The sequence below is a fragment of the Pseudomonas sp. WS 5011 genome (assembly GCF_012985775.1).
GTDB classification, from domain to species: Bacteria; Pseudomonadota; Gammaproteobacteria; order Pseudomonadales; family Pseudomonadaceae; genus Aquipseudomonas; species Aquipseudomonas peli.
Map to the genome: position 1 here is coordinate 92,193 of NZ_JAAQXA010000015.1, position 22,521 is coordinate 114,713.

22 protein-coding genes are annotated in these 22,521 nt (G+C 61.2%); 6 read left to right on the forward strand and 16 right to left on the reverse strand.

Going from position 1 to position 22,521, the window contains the following annotated elements; all coding sequences use genetic code 11:
- Position 1: 1 nt before the first annotated feature.
- The gene (coxB, locus tag HBN63_RS16055; RefSeq protein WP_170050133.1) at positions 2–1,126 is read right to left on the reverse strand and encodes a cytochrome c oxidase subunit II; all 1,125 of its coding nucleotides are present in this window, start codon (positions 1,124–1,126) and stop codon (positions 2–4) included.
- Between the two features lie 362 nt (positions 1,127–1,488).
- On the opposite strand from coxB, the gene HBN63_RS16060 reads away from it, so the two are divergent.
- Positions 1,489–2,145 (forward strand): hypothetical protein, encoded by a 657-nt coding sequence (locus tag HBN63_RS16060; protein WP_170050134.1) that lies wholly within the window; start codon positions 1,489–1,491, stop codon positions 2,143–2,145.
- 54 nt (positions 2,146–2,199) lie between these two features.
- On the opposite strand, the gene HBN63_RS16065 is transcribed toward HBN63_RS16060, so the two are convergent.
- The 3 genes from HBN63_RS16065 to HBN63_RS16075 form a co-directional block, all read right to left on the reverse strand.
- Positions 2,200–2,928 carry a carbonic anhydrase gene (locus HBN63_RS16065; RefSeq protein WP_090254374.1) on the reverse strand — a complete coding sequence of 243 codons (729 nt, stop codon included), beginning with the start codon at positions 2,926–2,928 and terminating at the stop codon, positions 2,200–2,202.
- Positions 2,929–3,046: 118 nt separating this feature from the next.
- The gene (locus HBN63_RS16070) at positions 3,047–4,105 is read right to left on the reverse strand and encodes a PA0069 family radical SAM protein (protein WP_170050135.1); all 1,059 of its coding nucleotides are present in this window, start codon (positions 4,103–4,105) and stop codon (positions 3,047–3,049) included.
- Positions 4,106–4,197: 92 nt separating this feature from the next.
- Positions 4,198–5,124, reverse strand: a complete 927-nt coding sequence (locus HBN63_RS16075; RefSeq protein WP_178093396.1) for an AEC family transporter — start codon at positions 5,122–5,124, stop codon at positions 4,198–4,200.
- A 92-nt stretch (positions 5,125–5,216) separates the two neighbouring features.
- On the opposite strand from HBN63_RS16075, the gene HBN63_RS16080 reads away from it, so the two are divergent.
- Complete coding sequence (locus tag HBN63_RS16080) at positions 5,217–5,621, forward strand: GFA family protein (protein WP_170050137.1); 405 nt, start codon at positions 5,217–5,219, stop codon at positions 5,619–5,621.
- Here the strand turns inward: HBN63_RS16080 and HBN63_RS16085 are convergent.
- The 9 genes from HBN63_RS16085 to HBN63_RS16125 all read right to left on the reverse strand — a co-directional run bounded on the left by HBN63_RS16085 (position 5,618) and on the right by HBN63_RS16125 (position 13,807).
- A complete protein-coding gene (locus HBN63_RS16085) occupies positions 5,618–7,570 on the reverse strand; it encodes a DUF4105 domain-containing protein (protein WP_170050138.1) in 1,953 nt (650 codons plus the stop codon). The two genes, HBN63_RS16080 and HBN63_RS16085, sit on opposite strands and share 4 nt — an antisense overlap.
- Positions 7,567–7,887, reverse strand: coding sequence for a DUF2388 domain-containing protein (locus HBN63_RS16090; protein WP_170050139.1), 321 nt, complete (start codon positions 7,885–7,887; stop codon positions 7,567–7,569). The genes HBN63_RS16085 and HBN63_RS16090 overlap by 4 nt, the downstream gene beginning before the upstream one ends.
- Positions 7,888–7,992: 105 nt before the next feature.
- The gene (locus tag HBN63_RS16095; protein ID WP_090254363.1) at positions 7,993–8,310 is read right to left on the reverse strand and encodes a DUF2388 domain-containing protein; all 318 of its coding nucleotides are present in this window, start codon (positions 8,308–8,310) and stop codon (positions 7,993–7,995) included.
- 79 nt (positions 8,311–8,389) lie between these two features.
- Positions 8,390–8,596, reverse strand: coding sequence for a DUF1127 domain-containing protein (locus HBN63_RS16100; protein ID WP_090254361.1), 207 nt, complete (start codon positions 8,594–8,596; stop codon positions 8,390–8,392).
- Between the two features lie 264 nt (positions 8,597–8,860).
- Entirely contained in the window at positions 8,861–9,076 is a 216-nt protein-coding gene (locus tag HBN63_RS16105; RefSeq protein ID WP_090254359.1) for a DUF1127 domain-containing protein, read from the reverse strand.
- A 381-nt stretch (positions 9,077–9,457) separates the two neighbouring features.
- Positions 9,458–10,894 (reverse strand): NAD(P)(+) transhydrogenase (Re/Si-specific) subunit beta, encoded by a 1,437-nt coding sequence (locus tag HBN63_RS16110; protein WP_090254357.1) that lies wholly within the window; start codon positions 10,892–10,894, stop codon positions 9,458–9,460.
- A complete protein-coding gene (locus HBN63_RS16115) occupies positions 10,894–11,208 on the reverse strand; it encodes an NAD(P) transhydrogenase subunit alpha (RefSeq protein ID WP_090254355.1) in 315 nt (104 codons plus the stop codon). Before HBN63_RS16115 ends, HBN63_RS16110 begins: the two co-directional genes overlap by 1 nt.
- Positions 11,209–11,222: 14 nt before the next feature.
- On the reverse strand, positions 11,223–12,344 hold the full coding sequence (locus HBN63_RS16120; protein WP_090254353.1) for a Re/Si-specific NAD(P)(+) transhydrogenase subunit alpha: 1,122 nt from the start codon (positions 12,342–12,344) through the stop codon (positions 11,223–11,225).
- A 554-nt stretch (positions 12,345–12,898) separates the two neighbouring features.
- Complete coding sequence (locus HBN63_RS16125) at positions 12,899–13,807, reverse strand: LysR family transcriptional regulator (RefSeq protein WP_170050140.1); 909 nt, start codon at positions 13,805–13,807, stop codon at positions 12,899–12,901.
- Between the two features lie 196 nt (positions 13,808–14,003).
- Between HBN63_RS16125 and HBN63_RS16130 the strand changes: the two genes are divergently transcribed.
- Positions 14,004–15,182, forward strand: a complete 1,179-nt coding sequence (locus HBN63_RS16130) for an acyl-CoA dehydrogenase (RefSeq protein ID WP_090254350.1) — start codon at positions 14,004–14,006, stop codon at positions 15,180–15,182.
- Between the two features lie 144 nt (positions 15,183–15,326).
- Entirely contained in the window at positions 15,327–16,550 is a 1,224-nt protein-coding gene (locus tag HBN63_RS16135) for a CaiB/BaiF CoA-transferase family protein (RefSeq protein ID WP_170050141.1), read from the forward strand.
- Between the two features lie 150 nt (positions 16,551–16,700).
- Here the strand turns inward: HBN63_RS16135 and HBN63_RS16140 are convergent, their stop codons facing one another.
- The 3 genes from HBN63_RS16140 to hmpA are packed head-to-tail and all read right to left on the reverse strand — an operon-like array spanning position 16,701 to position 19,336.
- Entirely contained in the window at positions 16,701–17,891 is a 1,191-nt protein-coding gene (locus HBN63_RS16140) for an NnrS family protein (protein ID WP_170050142.1), read from the reverse strand.
- Complete coding sequence (locus HBN63_RS16145; protein ID WP_170050143.1) at positions 17,878–18,132, reverse strand: transmembrane sensor/regulator PpyR; 255 nt, start codon at positions 18,130–18,132, stop codon at positions 17,878–17,880. The genes HBN63_RS16140 and HBN63_RS16145 overlap by 14 nt, the downstream gene beginning before the upstream one ends.
- A gap of 22 nt (positions 18,133–18,154) precedes the next feature.
- Entirely contained in the window at positions 18,155–19,336 is a 1,182-nt protein-coding gene (gene hmpA / locus HBN63_RS16150) for an NO-inducible flavohemoprotein (RefSeq protein ID WP_170050144.1), read from the reverse strand.
- Positions 19,337–19,510: 174 nt separating this feature from the next.
- Here hmpA and norR point away from each other — a divergent pair, with 174 nt between their 5' ends.
- Together norR and HBN63_RS16160 are read left to right on the forward strand one after the other, a co-directional pair.
- On the forward strand, positions 19,511–21,064 hold the full coding sequence (gene norR / locus HBN63_RS16155) for a nitric oxide reductase transcriptional regulator NorR (RefSeq protein ID WP_170050145.1): 1,554 nt from the start codon (positions 19,511–19,513) through the stop codon (positions 21,062–21,064).
- Between the two features lie 180 nt (positions 21,065–21,244).
- Positions 21,245–22,417 (forward strand): HD-GYP domain-containing protein, encoded by a 1,173-nt coding sequence (locus HBN63_RS16160; protein ID WP_170050146.1) that lies wholly within the window; start codon positions 21,245–21,247, stop codon positions 22,415–22,417.
- Positions 22,418–22,521 lie beyond the last annotated feature (104 nt).

The following is a 22,521-nucleotide window of genomic DNA, read 5'->3' on the forward strand; positions in this document are numbered from 1 at the left end:
CTTACTCCTGAGCCTGTTTGAACGCGAGGACGTCTTTCGGCGTAACCATGTCGCCTACCGCATTGCCCCAGGCATTGCGCTCGTAGGTAATGATCGCGGCGATATCGACTTCCGAGAGTTGCTTGCCAAAAGCGGCCATCGAAGTACCCGACTTGCCGTTGACCACGATGCCGATATGACCGGCCGCAGGTCCCATGGCAATCGCCGAGCCTTTGAGTGCAGGGAACATCGGCGGCAGGCCTTCACCGGTTGGCTGGTGGCAGGATGCGCAGTTGGTCTGGTAGGACTTCTCGCCACGCGCCATCAACTCGTCCATGGTCCACTCTTTAGTGGTCAGCTCACGTTCGGCAGCCGCTGCAACCTTGCGCTCGGCGAGCCAGGTGGCGTAGTCCTCTTTCGACTTGGCTTCTACCACCACGGGCATAAAACCGTGATCCTTGCCGCACAACTCGGTGCACTGGCCACGGTAGATGCCCGGCTCGTCGATACGTGTCCAGGATTCGTTGATAAAACCAGGGATGGCGTCCTTCTTCACCGCAAGTGCCGGCACCCACCAGGAGTGAATCACGTCGGCGGCTGTGATCAGAAAGCGCACTTTGGTGCCGACCGGCACCACCAGCGGCTCGTCCACCTCGAGCAGGTAGTGCTCGCCCTTGGTGGCCTTGTTGTTGATTTGATCCTTGGGCGTGGTCAGGTTGCTGAAGAACTCGACATCTTCACCCAGGTATTTGTAATGCCATTTCCATTGATAACCCGTGACCTGAATATCCAGCTCGGACTCGCTGGAGTCATAGATCTCGATCAGGGTCTTGGTCGCCGGTATCGCCATCAGCACCAGAATCACCAACGGCACAACCGTCCAGAGAATCTCGACCGTGGTGCTTTCATGGAAGTGTGCGGGCTGCTGGCCTGTTGAGCGACGGTGGACGAGCATCGACCAGAACATCGCGCCGAACACGATCACGCCGATGACGACGCAGATCCAGAAGATGGTCATGTGCAAATCAAATACTGAGCGGCTGACCTCGGTGGCACCGGGCGTCATATTGATGCCCCAGCTGGCGTGTGCCGAGCTGAATACCAACCACAACAGGAGGCCCATCCAGACTCGTGGATGTCGCATCATTGCGGGTTCCCCTTAATTGTTCTTGTTATCCCGCCGAATCGGTCAGTGGCTCAGCAAGCGCAGATCTTTACGGTGAAAATGCCTGCGAGGACTGTCCATGCCAGAGCCGATTCGGAGTTATCAGGTACTGCCTTTCGAATTCGAGTATAGACACGGACTTACACCTGGCAACGCGAAAGCCGAAATGAGCCATGCACGGCAGACCACACGCTAAAGACCACGGCTGACGCGGGATCGGCGGAGGTTGGCGCTGCGACATATAGCCGACTCGCATAACTGTTTAATAATTATGACAATCGGGTCTTAGCCAAGACGCTCAGCCAGCTAAGGTTCTCGCCCATGTCCTCATTTCAGGAGCAGTCATGAACATCGCCGCTTTGCACGTACTGATTCAGCGTGCGCACCAACACGAAGCCAGCACGGGTCAGCTGGCTAGTCAGATGCAAGCCCACCTGGATCAATTGCACCCCTCCATTCGCCTGCCCAATGAAGACACCCACGGCGTGTTGCAGCGTTTTGTCAGCGCGTATATCGAACAGGTGCCAGAGCTGTTGCAGGCGGCCCATGAGGTTTCGCTGGAAGCAGGAATCGAGGCGCAGATCAAACCGGTGCTCAAGGTGGCTGAGCAGTTTTTTCTGCAACCGCCAGCGCTGATGGCCGGCCATGAGGGGCTGGAGGGATTACTCGACGAGGCCTATCTGGCCCATCGCTTGGTCGAGGAAGTGAATGATCGCTACATCGCCCACCTGGGCGCGCCATTGATTCCGCTGGATACCACAGTGGCCAACCTGATCACCCACCAATTGATTGGCGAGGCCTTTGCCAACCAATTGGACGAGGCCGTGCACCATGCGGTCGACGGCATGCTCAACGAGGCCAGCTTTGCTCAGGACTCAGTGCAAGCCTACCGCGAACGCCTGATCAACCCGCAAACAGATGCGGCCTGGAAGCGCTGGCCATGCCTATCTCGGCAGCTAGGTGTGGAGCTGCAGCTGAATGAAACCCGCGCGACGGGTTGACTGGCCTTAAACCCAGCGCGCGTTTGCCTAGGCAGGTGGTTATTCAACAGCCTGCTAGCTGTTCGGCAGATAGCGCGCACGGGGGGTGGCCATGGGCAGCGGGCCCTCGCCAATCAAGCGAAACTCACCTTTCACCGCGTCGTACGCTTTGATCTCGCTGGTCTCGATGTCGTACACCCAGCCGTGAATAAACAATTGGCCGCTGGCCACCCGCGCCGCCACCGACGGGTGAGTGCACAGGTGATTGAGCTGAGCCACCACGTTCTCCTCGGTGAGAATGCCCAGCCTGTCATGGCCTTCACAGCCGCAGTTCGCCTCGACTACCTTGAGCGCCACTTCGCTGTGACGCAGCCAGGCTTTCACCGTCGGCATACTCTCCAGGGTTTCGGGGGCCAACACGGCCTTCATCGCACCGCAGTCAGAGTGGCCACAGACGATGATGTGTTGCACGCCCAGCGCAAGCACTGCGTACTCGATAGCGGTGGACACCCCACCCATCATCTGGCCATAAGCCGGCACTACGTTACCAACGTTGCGGTTGACGAACAGGTCGCCCGGCGAGCTTTGAGTGATCAACTCCGGCACCACCCGCGAGTCGGCGCAGGTGATAAACATCGCGCGCGGGTTCTGCGCAGTGGCGAGCTTTTTGAAAAGGTCTTCCTGCTGCGGAAAGATTTCGCTGCGAAAGCGCTTGAAACCATCAACGATGGTCTGCAGGGCTTCCTCGGCACTCTCAGTGCCTGTGCGACCTTGCAGCGGAATCAACTGATGCTTGTATGGCATGTTTGCGACCTCTGAACCTGAAAAAACCTGCTAAAGCGACAGCCAAGCAGGCTGGCAAGTCACATGCCAAGTGTTACTGCCTCAAATCCTGACGGCAACCTCTAACGGTGCCTGCCCATTAGAGCAGCGCCAGCTGACCACCCGGCGGACAGAAGCGCGTGCAGTCCAGGTTGAACCCCTCGCGTCGATTCAGGCCCAGGCGCTTGCTGGCCAGGGCAAAGCGTTGCGCGAGCAGTTCAGCAAACGCCCCTTCACCCCGAAAACGCAGACCGAAGCGGCTGTCATACAGCGCACCGCCACGGCTCTGCCGGATCAGGCTGAGCACATGCTCAGCGCGCTGCGGGTAGTGCGCCTGCAACCACTCCTCGAATAATGGCGCCACTTCACGCGGCAGGCGCAGCAGCATGTAATTGGCACTCTGCGCGCCAGCCTCCTTGGCCGCCGTCAGCAAGTACTCCAGCTCCATGTCGTTGATCATCGGGATCATCGGCGAGCACAGCACACCGACCGGAATACGGTTGTCACGCAACACGCGGATCGCCCGCAGCCGAGCTGCCGGAGCAGCGGCGCGCGGCTCCATGATGCGTTTGAGTTCGTCATCCAGGGTGGTCAGGCTGATCATCACCGCTACCAGCCGCTGCTGCGCCAGCTCAGTGAGCAGATCGAGGTCACGCAGAATCAAGGCACCCTTGGTGATGATTGTCACGGGATGACGGTAGTCGAGCAGCACCTTGAGGCTGTTGCGGGTCAGCAGGTGCTGGCGTTCGATCGGTTGATAGGGATCGGTATTGGAACCCAGGTTGATCGGCGCGCAGACATAGCCAGGCTTGCTCAGCTGCTGTTCGAGCAGGGCCACGGCATTGGTCTTGGCGATCAGCTTGGTTTCGAAATCCAGCCCCGGCGACAGATCCCAGTAAGCGTGGCTGGGCCTGGCGTAGCAATAAATGCAGCCATGTTCGCAGCCACGGTAGGGATTGAGCGAGCGATCAAACGGTAGGTCTGGCGACTGGTTGCGGGTGATGATGCTTTTTGCAGTTTCGCTGCGCACCTCGGTCGCCCGGCTCGCCGGCACCTCCTGAAACCAGCCGTCATCGCTGGCAATAATGCGCAACGGCGCAAAACGGTTATGCGGATTACTGGCGGTACCGCGACCGCGCGGTGGCAGAGAGACGGACATGGGCTGACTCCATAAATTACTGTATATAAATACAGTAATTTATATGTGCCACCAAGCACCGACCATCCGCCCGACCTTTCCTGGGATATGAATCAGCCAACCACCAGTAGCAACAGCAGCGGCAAACTGGCCGCTGCCAGCAGGGTTTGCAGGGTGATGATGCCGGCCATCAATTGGCTGTCACCGCCCAGCTGTCGGGTTAATACATAGGCTGTAGGTGCAGTTGGCAGAGCAAAGAACAGCACCAATACGGTGCTTTCCATCGCCGGCAACTGCAGACCGTAGGCCACCGCCCAGGCCAGCATCGGCATGCCCAGCAGACGCAGCAGGCTGTTCCACCCCAGGGCCGGAATCTCACCACCCAACTGTTCAGGTTTCAGCGCCGCACCAACGCAAAGCAGGCCCAGCGGTAGGCTGGCGGCAGCCAATAGACTCAGCAGCCGATCACTGCCGCCCGGTAGACCGAGACCGCTGAGGTTGACCAGCGCGCCGCCCAGGCAGGCGAGGATCAACGGATTCTTCAGAATCGGCAGCAACAGACTGCGCGCACTGACGCCACGTTCGGCGGTCAGCGACCAGACGGAGAGCACATTCACCGTCGGCACCATCAGGGCGAGCATGATGGCCGCCAGGGTCAGGCCTTCCTGGCCAAACAGGCTGCCCACCGCCGCCAGACCGAGGTAAGTGTTGAACCGCAGAATGCCTTGGCTGAACGCGCCAAAACGTCCCGCTGGCCATCCCCGTAGGCGCCGTACCAGCAACAGCGCCAGCCAGGCGATGCCCAGCGCCAGCAGCACGGCCAAACCCAGGCGCGGCAACGCTGGATTATCCAGTGGCGCCGTCGCCAGGCTGCTGAACAGTAGCGCCGGGAACAGCATGAAATAGTTCAGCCGCTCAGCACCCGGCCAAAACGCCTCATTGGGGAACGCCCAGCGTCGCAGGTAATACCCAGCGACGATTAAGGCAAACAACGGCCACAAGGCCAACAGCAACTCCAGCACGGCAACCTCCAGCCACAGCTAAGCCGCCATCTTGAGCAGCCAACAGGGGTGACGCAAGGATGATGTCGGGATTAGGCTGGCTTACCTGCCCTTTGCGATGAGGACACGCCATGCCTGCTATTCATCAAGGTGGCTGCCAGTGCGGCGCATTGCGCTATCAGTTCGCGGCGCCACTGCAGGACATTGCCCACTGCCATTGCTCGATCTGCCGACGCAGTACAGGGGGCATCGTCACCACATGGATCACCGTGCCGCTGGCGAGCTTTCGCTGGCTGGCCGGCACACCGCGTGAGTACGCCCCGTCAGCTAGTTGTAAGCGTTATTTCTGTGGGCAATGCGGTGCGCATCTGGCGTTGTTCACCCAGCTCAGCCCGGAGACCCTGGATGTGACCGTCGCTACGCTGGACGAGCCGGAGCAGGCCCCGGCGGATCGACATATCTGGGTGCAAAGCCGTCTGCCGTGGCTGCACCTCGACCCGCAGTTGCCCGAGGAAGATCAGGAACTCATGGACTAGGGCAACTGCAGGCCGCCGCCGGCTTTGTGCAGCGTGCGCAGATGCTTGCCCAGTTGCGTCAGGTTGGCTTCAGTGGCCTGTAATTCGGCCAGTCGCGTCGGCTCCAACAGGGTGCGCACTTCCTGGTCGAGGTTGTCGCTGAGCTGGCGCAGTTGCTGCTGGCGCGCCTGGCTTTCGGTTTCCAGGCGCTGCCATTCGGCGCGCTGTGGCAGGCCGTAGCCACCTTCGAGTAACTCGGCCGGGCGACTGAGGAAATCGCTGTTGGCGAGGATCTGCTGCAGCGCGCCGCCAGCCTTGTTCACCGTGGGATCAACGCCATCACGGCCGCTGAGGTAGCGGCGCTTGAGTTCATCCTGAGCCAATAACAGTTGCCGACGCAGTGCCGCCTGTTCGAGCAACAACAGCGCCGCGCTGGTGCGCAGATCGGCGCGGTCGAACCAGGGTTGGCGCTTCTCGGCTAGCTGGGTCAGCCAGTCCTCAACCTGCGTTTGCTCAATCGGCAGCTGCGCCTGAAGCACGCTGAACATGGCCTGGTAACGGTCACGGAACGAGTCGAAGCGATAACCCAGACGCAGGGCTTCGGCGGAATCGTCAAGCACATTGCGGTCGGCCAAATCGCGCGCCACCAGCGTATCGAGCAAGCCGTTGGGCATGATGCTGTCGAGCGCGTGCAGACGCGGGTGCTGGCTGCCGCTGCGCAGCAGCTTGAGGGTTTCCACGGCGCAGTTGTTGGAGATAAACCAGTAGTTGCCGTCATAACTCCAGTGCTGCTCGGCAGCGCGGGTCACCAGTTGTTCGAGCTGCACACGGTCCAGTTTGAGCGGCACCGAGGCCAGGCTGCGCAGCTCGACCTTGGTGTATTCCTCGATCACCTGCTCCAGCGGCAGAACGAACAGCCGCGACGGATAAACACCGGTCAGACCATCCCAACTCGATAGCTGCACGTCGCCGACAAAGGCGCGGTAGGACAGCACCAGATGCTCCTGCAGATCCAGCCGGCAATCCGGCCCCAGCGGCCGGCCGGGCGCGCAGATGACCAGGCGCAGCATGCTGTGGCCCCAGCGGCTGGCCAGTGCATCGTTGGCTTCGGCCAGCAGGTAATCGACCTGATAAACCCGCTGCGGATCGATGATGCCCAGCGGTTGGCGGGCAAAGTCCCGCCCGGCATTCAAGTAAGCCAAGCCTTCAGCACAAGGCTGCTGGCTCGCCGGCGTCCAGGCGAAATGCGCGCTCAGGTAACGCGCCAGCGAGGGCCGGCGACAGGCGTAGCTGGGGTCGAGGAGGAAGTACTCCATATTCACCGCAAGAAACTCGCGCGAGTTGCTCAGCTCATAGCTATCCGGGCTGCGCGCGACCTGATGATTGTCCGGCTCGCGCGCACCACGGCGCCCGACCTGCTGTGGCCAGCCGGCCAGGTCCAGCAGTAGCGGATCATCGCTCAGGGTAAAGCGCCGCGCCGTCTGCCCGCGGCAGTGATCTGGTAGGCCAACGGTCCCCAGACTCTGCTCGCGCTGCCGACACTGGCTTTGCAGCTGCCGCTCTGCCTGTGGCCAGAGCTGGGCACGGTCATATAGATGGGTGATTTCATGCAGCACGGTCGCCAGCAACTCTTGGCGCACGCTGCCATGGGGTCGATTGGTTAGGGTGGTGGCGCTGCTGCCGTCACTTAACCCTGGCAGCAACGCGGCATTCAGTTCGATGCCGCTGAACCGCCCTGCGCGGCCATACACCTGCGCAGGCAAGCTACGCCAGCGCACACTGACGCGACGATCGAGTTGCTGCTTGAGGCGTGGTGGCAAAGCAGCCAAGGCGTCTTGCAGCAGTTGCTGGCTGGCCTGGTGCTCAGCAGGGCTTAGCTCGGTGCCCGCTGGATGCAGGCGCAACTCAGCCTGGCTGCAGGTGCTGGCCAGTAACGCCAGCCCGAGCAGCCAGGTACGCGGACAACTCACAGCGCCAGGATGGCTTCGGCCAATACCAGGTCGGAAGCGCCTTGTGCCTCAGGCACTTGGCTGCGGATGGTGTCTATAGCGGCTTCCAGCTGAGCGCCGCGGATCTGCCCTTGGCTGGCGACGAAACTGGCCGCATCGTCACGCGCCGCGAGCACGACTTTCGAGTCGCGCACCGAGGTGGTGGTATCCGAGGTGAAGTCGAAGCTGCGATCCAGCGCGCGTACGATGATATTGCTGGTCGCCACCAGGGTTTGCGCCTGTGCAGTGGCACTGAACAGAACAACTGCAACTACGACACTGAGCAAGATAGGGCGCATAGACATCTCCAATAATCAGCCATCACATCGTTTGTGACTGGCTTAGACGAGCAGTGTGCCACACAGTTCCGCCAGCGCTTCTGGCTAAGCGCCGGCGGTGTAGGCTCAAAGGCTGAGGATGGCCGTCGCCAACTGCATATCGTCGCCCTGTAACGTCGGCACCTGCTGACGGATATGTTGCAGAGCGGCCTCCAGGCGCGCCCCACGGATGTCGCCCTGGCTGGCAACAAACGCGGCGGCATCGTCGCGCGCGGCTAGCACGATTTTGTCATCGGTAAAGGAAGACGACACATCGGAACTCGCCTCCGAGGTCGCCCCGACCGCACCCACCACCGCATCAGTGGTGACCACAAAGCTGGTGGCGCTAGCCGTGCCAGTCAACGCCAGTAATGCCGCAAGGCTCAAGGTCTTTATCGCATTCATATCCACGCTCCTGAAAAGGCCCAACAGACAGGCTGGGTTCAGTGTAGACCTTGACGATGCGGGTTGGTTGCCAGGCAATTTATCTCCAGAACGGCTTTGCCAGCTCCACCTGTCGTTGCGCCTCAGTAATACCTGCATCGGCCAGCTGACGACTATCGAGGCGCGCCAATTGGCTTCGAGTCCGCAGATTACGCTGCCAGCCACAGAGCGCGGCATAGACACGCAACCAGAGCGGTTGGTTTACCCGAGCCGTTGCGTTGGATGGGTGTTTGAGTGTGCGTTCCATGGCGCAATTCCTTGTCAGAGACAGAAGAGGGCAGTCCATGGTGCGCGCAAGCTGACAGCAGGGTCAGAGACAGCACCTGAAAATTGTTATGGCGCAGTAAGCTTTTTATAGGAACTGTACCGCTTAACAGCACAGCAGACTGTTGCAGCTACGCAATTGCTTCAGCACTTTCCACGGCACATAAAAAAAAGCCCCAACACGCAGGGCGCTGGAGCTTTCAAAAATCCCATTAAGGGAGGAGCAGAAATCGGTGCCTGGCAGCAGTTAACGCCAGAAGGGCTTGCTCAGTTCAGCGTGGCGCTGTGCTTCGCTGATACCGGCGTCTGCGAGCAGACGGGAGTCCAGACGAGCCAGCTGGCGGCGGCTAACAACGCGGCGCTGCCATTGCAGAACAGAAGCCAGCATACGCAGCGGCAACGCGCTGGAGCCGGTGGATTGGCTGTGATCAAAAAACAAGTCGGAACTGAGGGTACGTTCCATGGTGGTCATCCTTCCGCTTGTGGCGGGTCAGTGGTGTGTTGCGATGGGAGAATTATTGCCGTTGCCCCCACTTCGCTGTAGCCACAGCTGAATGAAATTGCAGCACAAATAGATAGTTTGCTTTGTAACTGTTTGACCTGTTTTACACTCAGCTGTACTGGCCATAAGTGCTTTAGCCTAAAAACGGTACAAAAGCAGATGAAAGACCTGCGGTTAGCACTGAATTTCAGTGAAACCATATAGGTACAGTTTCAAATTGCACTTATGTGACAGCTGACCTGTTTTTCAGATTTTGCCTTGAGGAAAACACTTTTCTGATCGAGTGGACAGAAAAAAGCCCGGCTATTGAGCCGGGCTTTTTCTACAGCGTCGCAGCGAGGATTAGTCGACCGCTTTAACCATGTCTTCGATGACTTTCTTGGCGTCGCCGAAGACCATCATGGTCTTGTCCAGGTAGAACAGTTCGTTGTCCAGGCCGGCGTAGCCGCTGGCCATCGAGCGCTTGTTGACGATCACGGTCTTGGCTTTATAAGCCTCGAGGATCGGCATGCCAGCGATCGGCGACTTCGGATCGTTCTTCGCCGCCGGGTTGACCACGTCGTTGGCACCGAGCACCAGCACCACGTCGGCCTGGCCGAACTCGGAGTTGATGTCATCCATCTCGAACACCTGCTCGTAAGGCACTTCAGCCTCAGCCAGCAGTACGTTCATGTGGCCAGGCATACGACCGGCAACCGGGTGGATCGCGTATTTCACGGTCACGCCACGGTGGGTCAGCTTCTCAGCCAACTCCATCAACGCGTGCTGGGCACGGGCTACTGCCAGGCCGTAACCCGGAACGATGATCACGGTATCGGCGTTGGTCAGCAGGAAAGCCGCATCGTCGGACGAGCCAGACTTAACCGGACGCGCTTCCTGAGCACCGGCAGGGCCAGCTGCTTCAGCCGCGCCACCGAAACCACCGAGGATCACGTTGAAGAACGAACGGTTCATCGCCTTGCACATGATGTACGAGAGGATCGCGCCCGAAGAACCTACCAGCGAACCGGCAATGATCAGCATCGAGTTGTTCAGCGAGAAGCCGATACCGGCCGCTGCCCAGCCCGAGTAGCTGTTGAGCATCGACACGACGACCGGCATGTCCGCACCGCCAATCGGGATGATGATCAGCACGCCGATGACGAAGGCCAGGGCCAGCAGGATGGCGAAGGCGGTGATATCACCGGTGAAGGTGTACACCAAGCCCAAGCCCAGAATCGCCAGACCGATGGCCAGGTTCACCCAGTGTTGGCCCTTGAACTGTACCGGGGCGCCCTGGAACAGGCGGAACTTGTACTTGCCCGAGAGTTTACCGAAGGCGATCACCGATCCGGAGAAGGTGATGGCACCGATAGCCGCACCGAGGAACAGCTCCAGACGGTTACCGGCCGGAATCGCATCGCCCAGCGCCGCAACGATACCCAGCGACTGCGGTTCAACGACAGCGGCAATGGCGATAAACACCGCTGCCAAGCCGATCATGCTGTGCATGAAGGCGACCAGTTCCGGCATCTTGGTCATTTCCACGCGCTTGGCCATGATCGAACCGGCAGTGCCGCCGACCAACAGGCCAACAATCACGTAGCCAATGCCCTGGGTGGCGATTTCCGCACCCAGCTTGTAGATCAGGCCAACGGTGGTGAGCACAGCAATGCCCATACCGATCATGCCGAACAGGTTGCCGCGACGCGACGTGGTCGGGTGCGACAGACCTTTGAGCGCCTGGATAAAGCAGATCGAGGCGACGAGGTAGAGAACAGTGATCAGATTCATGCTCATCAGTGCTTCTCCACCTGCGCCTTAGGCGCTTTCTTCTTGAACATTTCCAGCATGCGCCGGGTTACCAGGAAGCCACCGAACACGTTAACCGCAGCCAGAGCCACCGCCAGGGTGCCCATGGTCTTGCCGAGCGGGGTCACGGTCAGCGCGGCAGCCAGCATGGCGCCGACGATAACGATGGCGGAAATTGCGTTGGTCACTGCCATCAACGGGGTGTGCAGGGCCGGTGTCACGTTCCATACCACGTGGTAGCCCACGTAAATGGCCAGTACGAAGATGATCAGGTTGTAGATGCCGTCAGAAATCATATCCATGAGCGGTGCTCCCCTTAGCCGTTAGTGCGCACGACGTTGCCGTCACGGCACATCAGGCACGCGGCGACGATGTCGTCTTCAAGGTTGAGGTGGAACTTGCCTTCGCCGTCGATAACCAGCTTGAGGAAGTCCAGCAGGTTGCGTGCGTAAAGCGCCGAAGCATCAGCCGGCACCAAGGCCGCCAGGTTGCTGTGGCCGACGATGGTCACGCCATGCTGCACCACCACCTGTTCAGCGACGGTCAGCGGGCAGTTGCCGCCTTGCGCTGCAGCCAGGTCGATGATCACTGAGCCCGGCTTCATTTCCGCCACGGTGGCGGCATGCAGCAGGGTCGGTGCCTTGCGGCCCGGGATCAGTGCAGTGGTGATGACGATATCAGCCTGCTTGGCGCGCTCATGCACCGCCTTGGCCTGACGCTCCATCCACGAAGCCGGCATCGGCCGCGCGTAGCCGCCAACACCCTGGGCGCATTCGCGCTCTTCATCGGTCTCGAATGGCACATCGACGAACTTGGCGCCGAGCGACTCAATCTGCTCCTTCACCGCCGGACGCACGTCCGAAGCCTCGATCACCGCACCCAGGCGCTTGGCCGTGGCGATGGCCTGCAGGCCAGCTACACCCGCGCCGAGAATCAGAATACGCGCGGCCTTCACGGTACCGGCAGCGGTCATCAACATCGGCATAAAGCGCGGGTAGTGATGCGCGGCCAGCAGCACAGCCTTGTAGCCGGCGATGTTGGCCTGCGAGCTGAGCACGTCCAGGCTCTGCGCGCGGGAGGTGCGCGGGGCAGCTTCCAGGGCGAAGGCGGTCACGCCGCGAGCATTGATGCGCGCGATGGTCTCGTTGCTGAACGGATTGAGCATGCCCACCAATACGGCACCGGCTTTCATGTGCGCCAGCTCAGCATCGGTTGGAGCAACCACTTTCAGCACCAGATCGGCACCAAAAGCAGCAGCATCGTTGCCGATAGCCGCGCCAACCGCTTCATAGGCGCTGTCCGGAATGCTCGCGCTAACGCCAGCACCGGTCTGAACAGTCACCTGATGGCCTTGGCCGATCAGCTTCTTGATGGTTTCGGGAGTTGCGGCAACGCGCGTCTCACCAGCATGGGTTTCGAGAGGAACACCGATGTGCACTTCAATTCTCCTGCGTGATCTTTTTGGTGAACCGGCGCACTGCGGGTGGCACGCGGGCATTAGGGAGGATCAGCACAAACCCGCTCAGGCTTCAGTTGCACAATGGCGGGGCGCGGCATTTTGCAGGCGATAGCCATTGCCTTCAAGGCGTTATGAAGTAAAACCTTGCGATAACTACAAGTCACTGCATGACCTTATAGGCAGCCAATTCCTTGCAAGCCTTTTGGATAAAGGCCTGCAGCGTTTTCGCTGGGATAAATCGAGACCGATGCATTCTTGAAACAAATACAGCGCCATCAGATCAACGGCGTTGCCGTTATTCGCGCAGTAAACCCCTGTTTCAGTGGGCTGCAGCGGTGTTTGTGTGCAAAAAATGCAACACCCTGGACCTGCTGCAGGTAGCGAAAGTGTAGCCATCCAGATAGCTGACTACGGGGTCAACATACCTCCGGCGCGCACTCTAGAAGGCCGGTCTCGGGAGGTAAAGTATTTTACGACCAGTTGCCGCCGAAGCCTTGACGGTCTTTTTCGCCAACAACCTGACAGGCTGTTGTCTATTTCAGGCCATGGGCCAAGGCATAAGCGTGTGCCTCGCGTACCAGCCAATCCCGCAAGAGCATAAGGGCTGCTGACTCCAACTTGCGCTCCGGAATCATCAGGTAATACGCCTTATCCGTCGGCAGACTGAGTGGCGCGGCAATCACCAACCGCCCCTCATCCAACTCACGGCGAATCAGAAACGGCGGTATCAGCGCCACGCCCATTTCGTGCATGGCCGCCTGGGCCAACATGGAGAACAGCTCATAACGTGGCCCGGTCATGTCTCGCACGGTACTCACCCCCTGGGCATTGAACCACTGGCGCCAGGCATAAGGCCGCGTGGTCTGCTGCAGCAGCGGCAGACTTGCGATCTGCTCGGCACTGAACGCCGCCTGCCCAGCCAGCAAGGCAGGGCTGCACACCGGCATCGGATTTTCGCTCATCAGCAGGTGGGCCTGGGTACCGGACCAATCGCCATCACCGAAGTACACCGCCGCGTCGAACTCGGTATCGGCAAACAGAAAGGGCCGCGTGCGGTTGGTCAGGTTGACCGTGATCTCCGGATGCAGTCGCTGAAAGTCCTTCAAACGTGGCAACAACCACTGCGTACCAAAGGTCGGCACCACCGCCAGTTCGATACTCATCGCGCCCTGCTGGCCCATCACCGCCAGGGTGTCGCGCTCCACGGCATCAAGCTGCCCGGCCACGCGCCGCGCATAGGACTGCCCGGCCTCCGTCAGCACCACGCCACGGCGCGAACGGCGGAACAGCTCGATATTAAGGAAGGCCTCCAGCGCGGCTATCTGCCGGCACACAGCGCCCTGAGTCAGGCTCAGTTCCTGCGCCGCCTTGGTAAAACTCTGGTGCCGAGCAGCGGACTCGAACGCGATAAGGGCGGCGGTGCTGGGAATCTTGCGGCGCATCTGTGCGTCACCCTCACTTTGATCGGTTAAATAGGCCGACTAAAGCTATCTCGAAGTGAGCAAATTGCACAACTGCGTGCGCAATACTCGTTTGCCTGCCTGCCACAAGCGGCCTAGGATCAATCCACTCACCGGCGAGCGCAGCGCGGCTGCGCTGATACCCGCCCTATCACTGTCTGATTTCGAGGTTTTCGCGATGGCCAAGGCAAGCTTCAACTGGATCGACCCGCTGCTGCTCGACCAGCAACTGACCGAAGAAGAGCGCATGGTGCGTGACAGCGCCCAGCAGTTTGCCGCCGACAAGCTGGCCCCCCGTGTACTGGAAGCCTTCCGCCATGAGCAGACCGACCCGAAGATCTTCCGTGAAATGGGCGACACCGGCCTGCTCGGCGCCACCATCCCCGCCGAGTACGGCGGCAGCGGCCTGAACTACGTGTGCTACGGCCTGATTGCTCGCGAAGTCGAGCGCATCGACTCTGGCTACCGCTCGATGATGAGCGTGCAGTCCTCCCTGGTAATGGTGCCGATCTATGAGTTCGGCAACGAAGCGACCAAGCAGAAGTACCTGCCCAAACTGGCCAGCGGCGAATACATCGGCTGCTTCGGCCTCACCGAGCCGGATCACGGCTCCGACCCAGGCTCGATGATCACCCGCGCGAAGAAGGTCGACGGCGGCTACCGCCTGACCGGCGCGAAGATGTGGATCACCAACAGCCCGATCGCCGATGTGTTTGTGGTCTGGGCCAAGGATGATGCCGGGGAGATTCGCGGCTTTGTCCTGGAAAAAGGCTGGCAGGGCCTGAGCACTCCGGCGATTCACGGCAAGGTTGGCCTGCGTGCGTCGATCACCGGTGAGATCGTCATGGACAACGTGTTCTGCCCGGAAGAAAACGCCTTCCCCGACGTGCGCGGCCTGAAAGGCCCGTTCACCTGCCTCAACTCCGCCCGCTATGGCATCAGCTGGGGCGCGCTGGGTGCCGCCGAGTTCTGCTGGCACACCGCGCGTCAGTACACCCTCGACCGCAAACAGTTCGGCCGCCCGCTGGCGCAAACCCAGCTGATCCAGAAGAAACTCGCCGACATGCAGACCGAGATCACCATGGCCCTGCAAGGCTGCCTGCGCCTCGGCCGGATGAAGGACGAAGGCACCGCTGCGGTGGAAATCACCTCGATGATGAAACGCAACAGCTGCGGCAAGTCCCTGGATATTGCGCGCATGGCCCGCGACATGCTCGGCGGCAACGGCATCAGTGACGAGTACGGCGTGGCCCGCCACCTGGTCAACCTGGAAGTGGTGAACACCTATGAAGGCACCCACGACGTCCACGCGCTGATCCTCGGCCGCGCGCAGACCGGCCTGCAGGCGTTCTTCTAAGGCCTGCCCTGCGCGCACGCTTTTCTCCCCTCGCCCATTTATGGGAGAGGGGCCGGGGGAGAGGGCTGCGGCTAATTGCGATCACGCACCCTCTCCCTAACCCTCTCCCGCAAGCGGGAGAGGGAACTTGTTCGTGAGGTTCTTATGCCCGGCGCCCTATCGCATATACGCGTACTCGACCTGTCCCGCGTGCTCGCCGGGCCCTGGGCCGGGCAGATTCTCGGTGACCTCGGTGCCGAGGTGATCAAGGTCGAACGCCCCGGCAGCGGCGACGATACCCGCCACTGGGGCCCACCTTATGTGAAGGATGCCGAAGGGAATGACTCGCGCGAGGCGGCTTATTTCCAGAGCGCCAACCGCAACAAACAGTCGGTGACCCTGGATTTCACCCAACCGGAAGGCCAACGCCTGGTGCGCGAGCTGGTGCAGAACTGCGATGTGCTGTTGGAGAACTTCAAGGTCGGCGGCCTGGCGGCCTACGGTCTCGATTACGCCTCACTGAAAGCCATCAACCCACGGCTGATCTACTGCTCCATCACTGGCTTCGGGCAAAACGGGCCCTACGCCAAGCGAGCAGGTTATGACTTTATGATCCAGGGCCTAGGCGGGCTGATGAGCCTGACCGGCAAGCCCGACGGCGAGGAGGGCGCCGGCCCCATAAAGGTCGGCGTCGCCCTCACCGATATTCTCACCGGCCTGTACGCCACGGTCGGCGTGTTGGCGGCACTCAACCAGCGCGAGCAGTCCGGCCTCGGTCAGCATATCGACGTCGCACTGCTCGACGTGCAGGTGGCCTGCCTGGCCAATCAGGCCATGAACTACCTGAATACCGGGGTCGCGCCCAAACGCTTGGGCAACGCTCACCCGAATATCGTGCCTTATCAGGATTTCCCCTCGGCCGATGGCAACTTCATTATCGCCGTGGGCAACGACGGGCAATTCCGCAAATTGTGCGAGGTTGCCGGCCTGACGGCGTTGGCCGATGACCCGTGTTTTTCTTCGAACAAGGCGCGTGTCGCCCACCGCGCCGAGCTGATCCCGCTGCTGCGTCAGGCCACGGTGTTCAAAACCACCGCCGAATGGGTAACGCTACTGGAAGCCGCCGGCGTGCCGTGTGGGCCGATCAACGACCTGGCTCAGGTATTTGCCGATCCTCAAGTACAAGCGCGCGGCCTGCGTATCGACCTGCCCAATAGCCTGGGCAGCACAACACCCCAGGTCGCCAGCCCGCTACGCCTGTCCGAGACCCCGGTGGAATACCGCAACGCACCGCCGCTGCTCGGCGAACACACCGAGCAGGTACTGACACGCCACCTGGGTCTAAGCGCAGAGCAGGTCGCCGTGCTGCGTGAGGCTGGGGTGTTATAGAGGCAGCTAGCAGGCCGTTGAAAAACGTAGGCGAGGCAGGCAAGACAAGGCAAAAACGGCCGAGGAAGCGGAGTTTACTGGCTGTAAATGAGCATTCCGAGGCCGTTTTTAACGCAGTATTGCCAACGCAGGTAGTTTTTCAACGACCTGCTAACCCGGCTGCCCATCCACCCGCGCCGTGCAAAACATCACCGCGTAATGACGCACAAACATGGCAAAGGCCGCGATCCACAACAGGCTGGAAAGCCCCAGTCCAGCAGCGGGCGCAAACGGCACCAGCAGCACCCGTGCAACGACGGACAGCTGCAGACTGGCAAACGCCCAGCCCATCGCGACCGGCGGCTGCAACGGCCGACCGGTATGCCCAAGGCTGACCCGCGCCAGCATCGCCAGAATCGCCCCGCCGACCGTGCCTAATGCCATGGCGTGATAGGCCAAGCTGGCATTGCTCAGCCAGCCGGCATGCCAGGTCGCCAGGGCCAGTAACGCCAGCGGCAACCAGGCATAGGCCAGATGCAATGACCAGAGCAGCGGTACGCGCCAGATCCCGGCGTCGTACCAGTGCCATAAATGCACACCATGCAGCGCAACCAGAGCCAGCAACAGCGGCAGCAGCCATAGCGACGGTTGCAATGCCAAGCCGCTGGCAAACAGCAGCGCTAGGCTTAGCGACAACAGCAGCACCAGCAGATCCAGGCGCGGCCGCGGCGCAGCAGGCTCCACTCGGTTAAGGCCACGTTGGGTAAAGAACGGAATCACCCGCCCGCCGATAATGCTCACCAGCGCAGCAATCAGCCACAACCCGGCCAATGCACCGCGCCGCTGCACAGCGTCTTCACCCTGCGCCAGCCCATACAGCAGCAGCCACTCGCAGCTAGCCATCAGCAACACCACAACCACCAGCGGGTAGTTGCGCCACTGGCGAACCGCCCATAGTTGCCGTCCCAGCAACAACGCCAGCAGCGGTAGAAAGGGCAATTGCAGCGCCAGCAACAGTGGCAACGGCGCACCGAACAGCCAGGCCAGTCGCGCCAGCAACCACAAGCCGAACAGCGCCGCCAGCGGCCAACCGCTGAGGCCTGGCCGCCCCGTCCAGTTCTGCACGGCGGTGAGCAGAAAGCCGGCAATGATCGCCACTGCAAAACCGAACGGCAGCTCATGCCGGTGCCACGCCAGGCTGCCACCCACCGGCTGCCAACCCGGCAGATAACCCAGCAACGCCGCCGCCCACAGACCGATTGCCAGCACGGCAAACAGCGCGCCACCGAGAAAGAACGGGCGAAAACCCAGCCGCCACAGTGGCGCAATGGCCAGTTCCTGCTGGCGATCACGCAACTGCACAGCAAGGCTCCTGTTGCTTGCGCAGATGTTGCTGCGCGGCCAGGCGCAGCACATAACCGAGCTTGAGCAGACCCGGGCCAATGATCGTCAGCGCGTGCGCCGTAACCAGGCTGCCCATGCTCAGCTGCGCCTCCAGGCCATAAGCGCCCAGCAAGCCGCTGAGCAACAGCAGCACGCCGGCCAGCAGCATGCGGTTCGCCAGTTGCAGTGCCCGCGATGGGCAGGATAGATACGCCAACATAATCACCTCCTAGGCCGCGTTATTAACTGTCCAGCGCGCTGGCCGGACCAAAGAACTCGTAATGGCTCTGCGCCGCCGGTACGCCGAGGCTGTGCAGATGCCGTTTGACCTGCGCCATAAACGGCTTGGGGCCGAGGAAGTAGGCATCCAGATCACGCTGCTCAGGCAGCCATTGCTCCAACTGCTCGAGGCTGAGCAAGCCTTCGGCATCACCCTGATCGCCCGCACGCGGCTCGCTGTAGCACACGTAATGGCGCAGCTGCGGACGCTCAGCACGCTGCGCATCGACCCAGTCACGGAAGGCATGCACACCGGCGTGACGCGCGCAGTGGATAAAGTGAATATCGCGGCCCGTGTCGCGCGCCGCTTCCAGCATGCTCAGCGCCGGAGTGATACCGACGCCAGCGGTGATCAGCACCAGCGGCTTGGCCGACTCGCGCAGGACGAAATTCCCCGCTGGGGCGAACAGCTCCAGGCTGTCGCCGACCTGCAGCTGGTCATGCAGGTAATTGGAGACCTTGCCGCCGACCTCGCGCTTGACGCTGATGCGGTACTCGCGGCCATTGCTCAAGGCCGACAGCGAGTAGTTGCGGCGCTGCTCGCCACCGTCCAGCAGCAGGCGCAGGCCGATGTACTGGCCGGGCTGGAATGCCGCCAGCGCGCCACCGTCGGCCGGCACCAGGTACAGCGAGACGATCTCCTCGCTCTCCTGCACCTTGCGGCTCAGGCGGAAACTGCGCTCCCCGCGCCAGCCACCCTCAGCATTGGCGTTGGCGCTATACGCGGCCTCTTCGGCACCGATGAGGATGTCCGCCAGCTGCCCGTACGCTACGGCCCAGGCCTCGATCACCGCATCGGTGGCAATCTCCGCACCGAGCACTTCACGAATCGCCCGCAACAGGCAGCTGCCGACAATCGGGTAATGCTCGGGCAGGATCTGCAGCGACACATGCTTGTTGACGATCTGCCCAACCAACGGCCCCAGCGCCTCCAACCGGTCGATATGCCGGGCGTACATCAGCACCGCATTGGCCAGGGCACGCTGTTGGCCGCCGCTGGCCTGGTGCGCCTGATTGAACAGCGCGCGCACCTCGGGGTACTCGCTCAGCATCATCTGGTAGAAGTGCCGGGTCAGGGCCTCACCGCCGCTTTCCAGCAGCGGTACGGTGGCTTTGATCAGGGCGTTTTGGGCAGGGGTCAACATAGGGCTTCCTCGTCAGGGCGACACGCTGCACTTGCGCAGCGCTTCGGTTCATATCACCCTGACTACTACAGGAAGCGTGCCAATTATTTTTAATATATAAATCATAGACTTATAAATACTTATGTCTTTATGACAGCAAGCATTCCGAGTCTTAATGACAACTAGTGTGTCCTTATGACAGCAAATCCACTGCTTACCGCCCTGATTCCCCTGGTCGCCGATCTGTCCCGCGAACTGCCGGAAGCCGAGCGCTATCGCCGCCTGCTACAGGCGCTGCGGCAGCTGCTGCCGTGCGACGCCGTGGCGCTGCTCAAGCTCGACGACGATGTGCTGATTCCGCTGGCCGTTGAAGGGCTGAGCGCCGACACCCTCGGCCGGCGCTTCAAGCTCGACGAACACCCGCGCCTGCAGGCGCTGCTGGCGCAACGCGGGCCGACCCGTTTTGCCACCGACTGCGAGATGCCCGATCCCTATGACGGTCTGGTCGACGGCCGTCGCGGCCACCTGCCCGTGCATGACTGCCTCGGCTGTCCGCTGTATGTGCAGGACCAGCCCTGGGGTCTGCTGACCCTCGACTCGCTCGATCCGGCGAGCTTCGGCCGGGTCGATCTCGACAACCTGCAGGCTTTCGCCAGCCTGGCCGCTGCTACCGTGATGGCCAGCGAACGGATCAACGCACTGCTGCAACGCGCTGAGGATCAGCACCAGTTGGCCGAGGCTTATAAGCAGGCCGCCGTCCAGCAACGCCCACGTGAACTGATCGGCCAGAGCGCCGTGCACAAGCGCCTGGCAGCGGAGATTGCGCTGGTCGGCAACAGTGAACTGAGCGTGCTGATCAGCGGTGAAACCGGGGTCGGTAAAGAGCTGGTCGCCGAAGCCCTGCACGCCGCATCCCCACGCGCAGCCAAGCCGCTGATCAGCCTCAACTGCGCGGCGCTGCCCGATAACCTGGTGGAAAGCGAACTGTTCGGCCATGTGCGCGGGGCCTTTACCGGCGCGCACAACGAGCGCCGCGGCAAGTTCGAACTGGCCGATGGCGGCAGCCTGTTTCTCGATGAAATTGGCGAGCTGCCGCTGGCCGCGCAAGCCAAGCTGTTGCGCGTACTGCAGAGCGGCCAGCTGCAACGGGTTGGTGCCGATCAGGAACAGCGGGTCAACGTACGCGTGCTGGCCGCCAGCAACCGCGATCTGGCAGAGGAAGTGCGCGCCGGGCGTTTTCGCGCCGACCTCTACCACCGCCTCAGCGTCTACCCGCTGAAAGTGCCGGCGCTGCGCGAACGCGGCCGTGATGTACTGCTGCTGGCCGGCTACTTCCTCGAAGAAAACCGTGCCCGCCTGGGCCTACGCAGCCTGCGCCTGACGGCCGACGCTCAGGCCAGCCTGCTGGCGTACAACTGGCCGGGTAACGTGCGCGAACTCGAACACCTGATCGGCCGCGCCGCGCTCAAGGCACTGGCCGGCTGCAGCGAGCGCCCACGCATCCTCAGCATTGACAGCACCCATCTGGACTTGCCGAGCAGCCAGCCAACAGCAGCACCTGCGACTCAACGCACAGCAGAGCCACACAGCCAACTGCTACTGCGCGAAGCCCTCGACGCCTACCAGAAACAGCTGATCAGCCAGGCGCTGGAGCGCCACCAACACAAATGGGCCCCCGCCGCCCGCGAGCTGGGCATCGACCGCGCCAATCTGATCCGCCTGGCCAAGCGCCTGAGCCTGTCCCCTTAATCGCCCAGCAGCCGTCAGTGAGCCCCACAACGGCCGTTTGGTGGCTAATCTTGAGGGAGTGGCACACGTTCAGCACGCTGATGCTGCAACCCAGCGCCATCAATAGGTAAATGCAATTTGCTGCCCACACACCACGGGTAGCTAATGGCCAGTATTTAGCGACTTCCTTTGGAAAGCCCCATGGCCGACGAAGCCAAACCAGACCGTATCAAAGTTGACGCTGCGCAACTGACCATCGGCATGTACGTGGTGGAGCTGGACCGGCCCTGGACAGACACCACCTTCCTCTTTCAAGGCTTTCGCATCCGCCAGCAGCTGGACATACGCCTGCTGCAGGAAGTCTGCAGCTACGTCTGGGTGGATGCTCGGCAATCTGTAACGGTACACGATCAGGTCACGGCCAATATCGCCCAGCCCGAAGCCCTGCAACCGGCCATCGCCAAGGTCGATTTCAACCTGGAAATGCTCCAGGCCGCTCCCACCTGGAGCGCTGCACGCGACGAGTCGTTGCGAATTCTGCAAGCGGTCAAGCTCGGCCAGGAGCTGGATGTTGAAGCGGTCAAAGCCGTCATCAAAGACTGTGTTGAAAGCATCCTGCGCAACCCGGCGGCGATGCTCTGGCTGGCGCGCATCAAGAACAGCGACGAATACACCGCCGAGCACTCGCTGCGTGTGTCCATCCTTTCAATTGCCCTGGCCAAGGAACTGGGTCTGCCGGTCTATCAGCTTGAGCAAATCGGCGTATGCGGCATGCTCCACGATGTCGGCAAGATCAAGGTGCCCAACGAAATCCTCAACAAACCCGGCGCGCTGACCGCCGAAGAGCTATGCATCATGCAGAGCCACGCCGCCGAGGGCCGCAAACTGCTGATGAGTAACCAGCAGGTCACTGCCGCCACCGTCGACGTCGCCTACTCGCACCATGAGCGCCTGGATGGCCAGGGTTACCCACGCGGCCTGGATGCCAGCAAGATCCCTTATTTCGCCAAGATCATCGCAGTGGCCGACAGCTATGACGCGATCAACAGCGACCGCGTGTACAGCAAGGGCAAATCCAGCCTGGAGTCACTGCGCATCCTGCTGGAAGCGGTCAACAGCCATTTCGACGAAGAGATTGTGGGCTGCTTTATCCGCATGGTCGGCATCTACCCACCAGGGGAAATCGTCGAGCTGACCAATGGCGAAGTCGGCATCATCATCGGCTGCCCACCTGGCAACAAACTCAAACCCAGGGTACTGCGCGTGCTCGACGGGCAGAAGCAACCCTGCAAGGAAAGCATCATCGACCTGGGCAAAACCGCCAAGGACCACAGCGGCAAACCCTATCGCATGTTGGCGCTGATGGAAAATTGACCCACCCTGCCGATTGAAATTTGACCCAGGGCGGATTGCTGATTTTGTTACCAGCAACTGTGGATAAGTCTACCAGCGCAGCTGCTGTTGCCCCCACTCCTTCG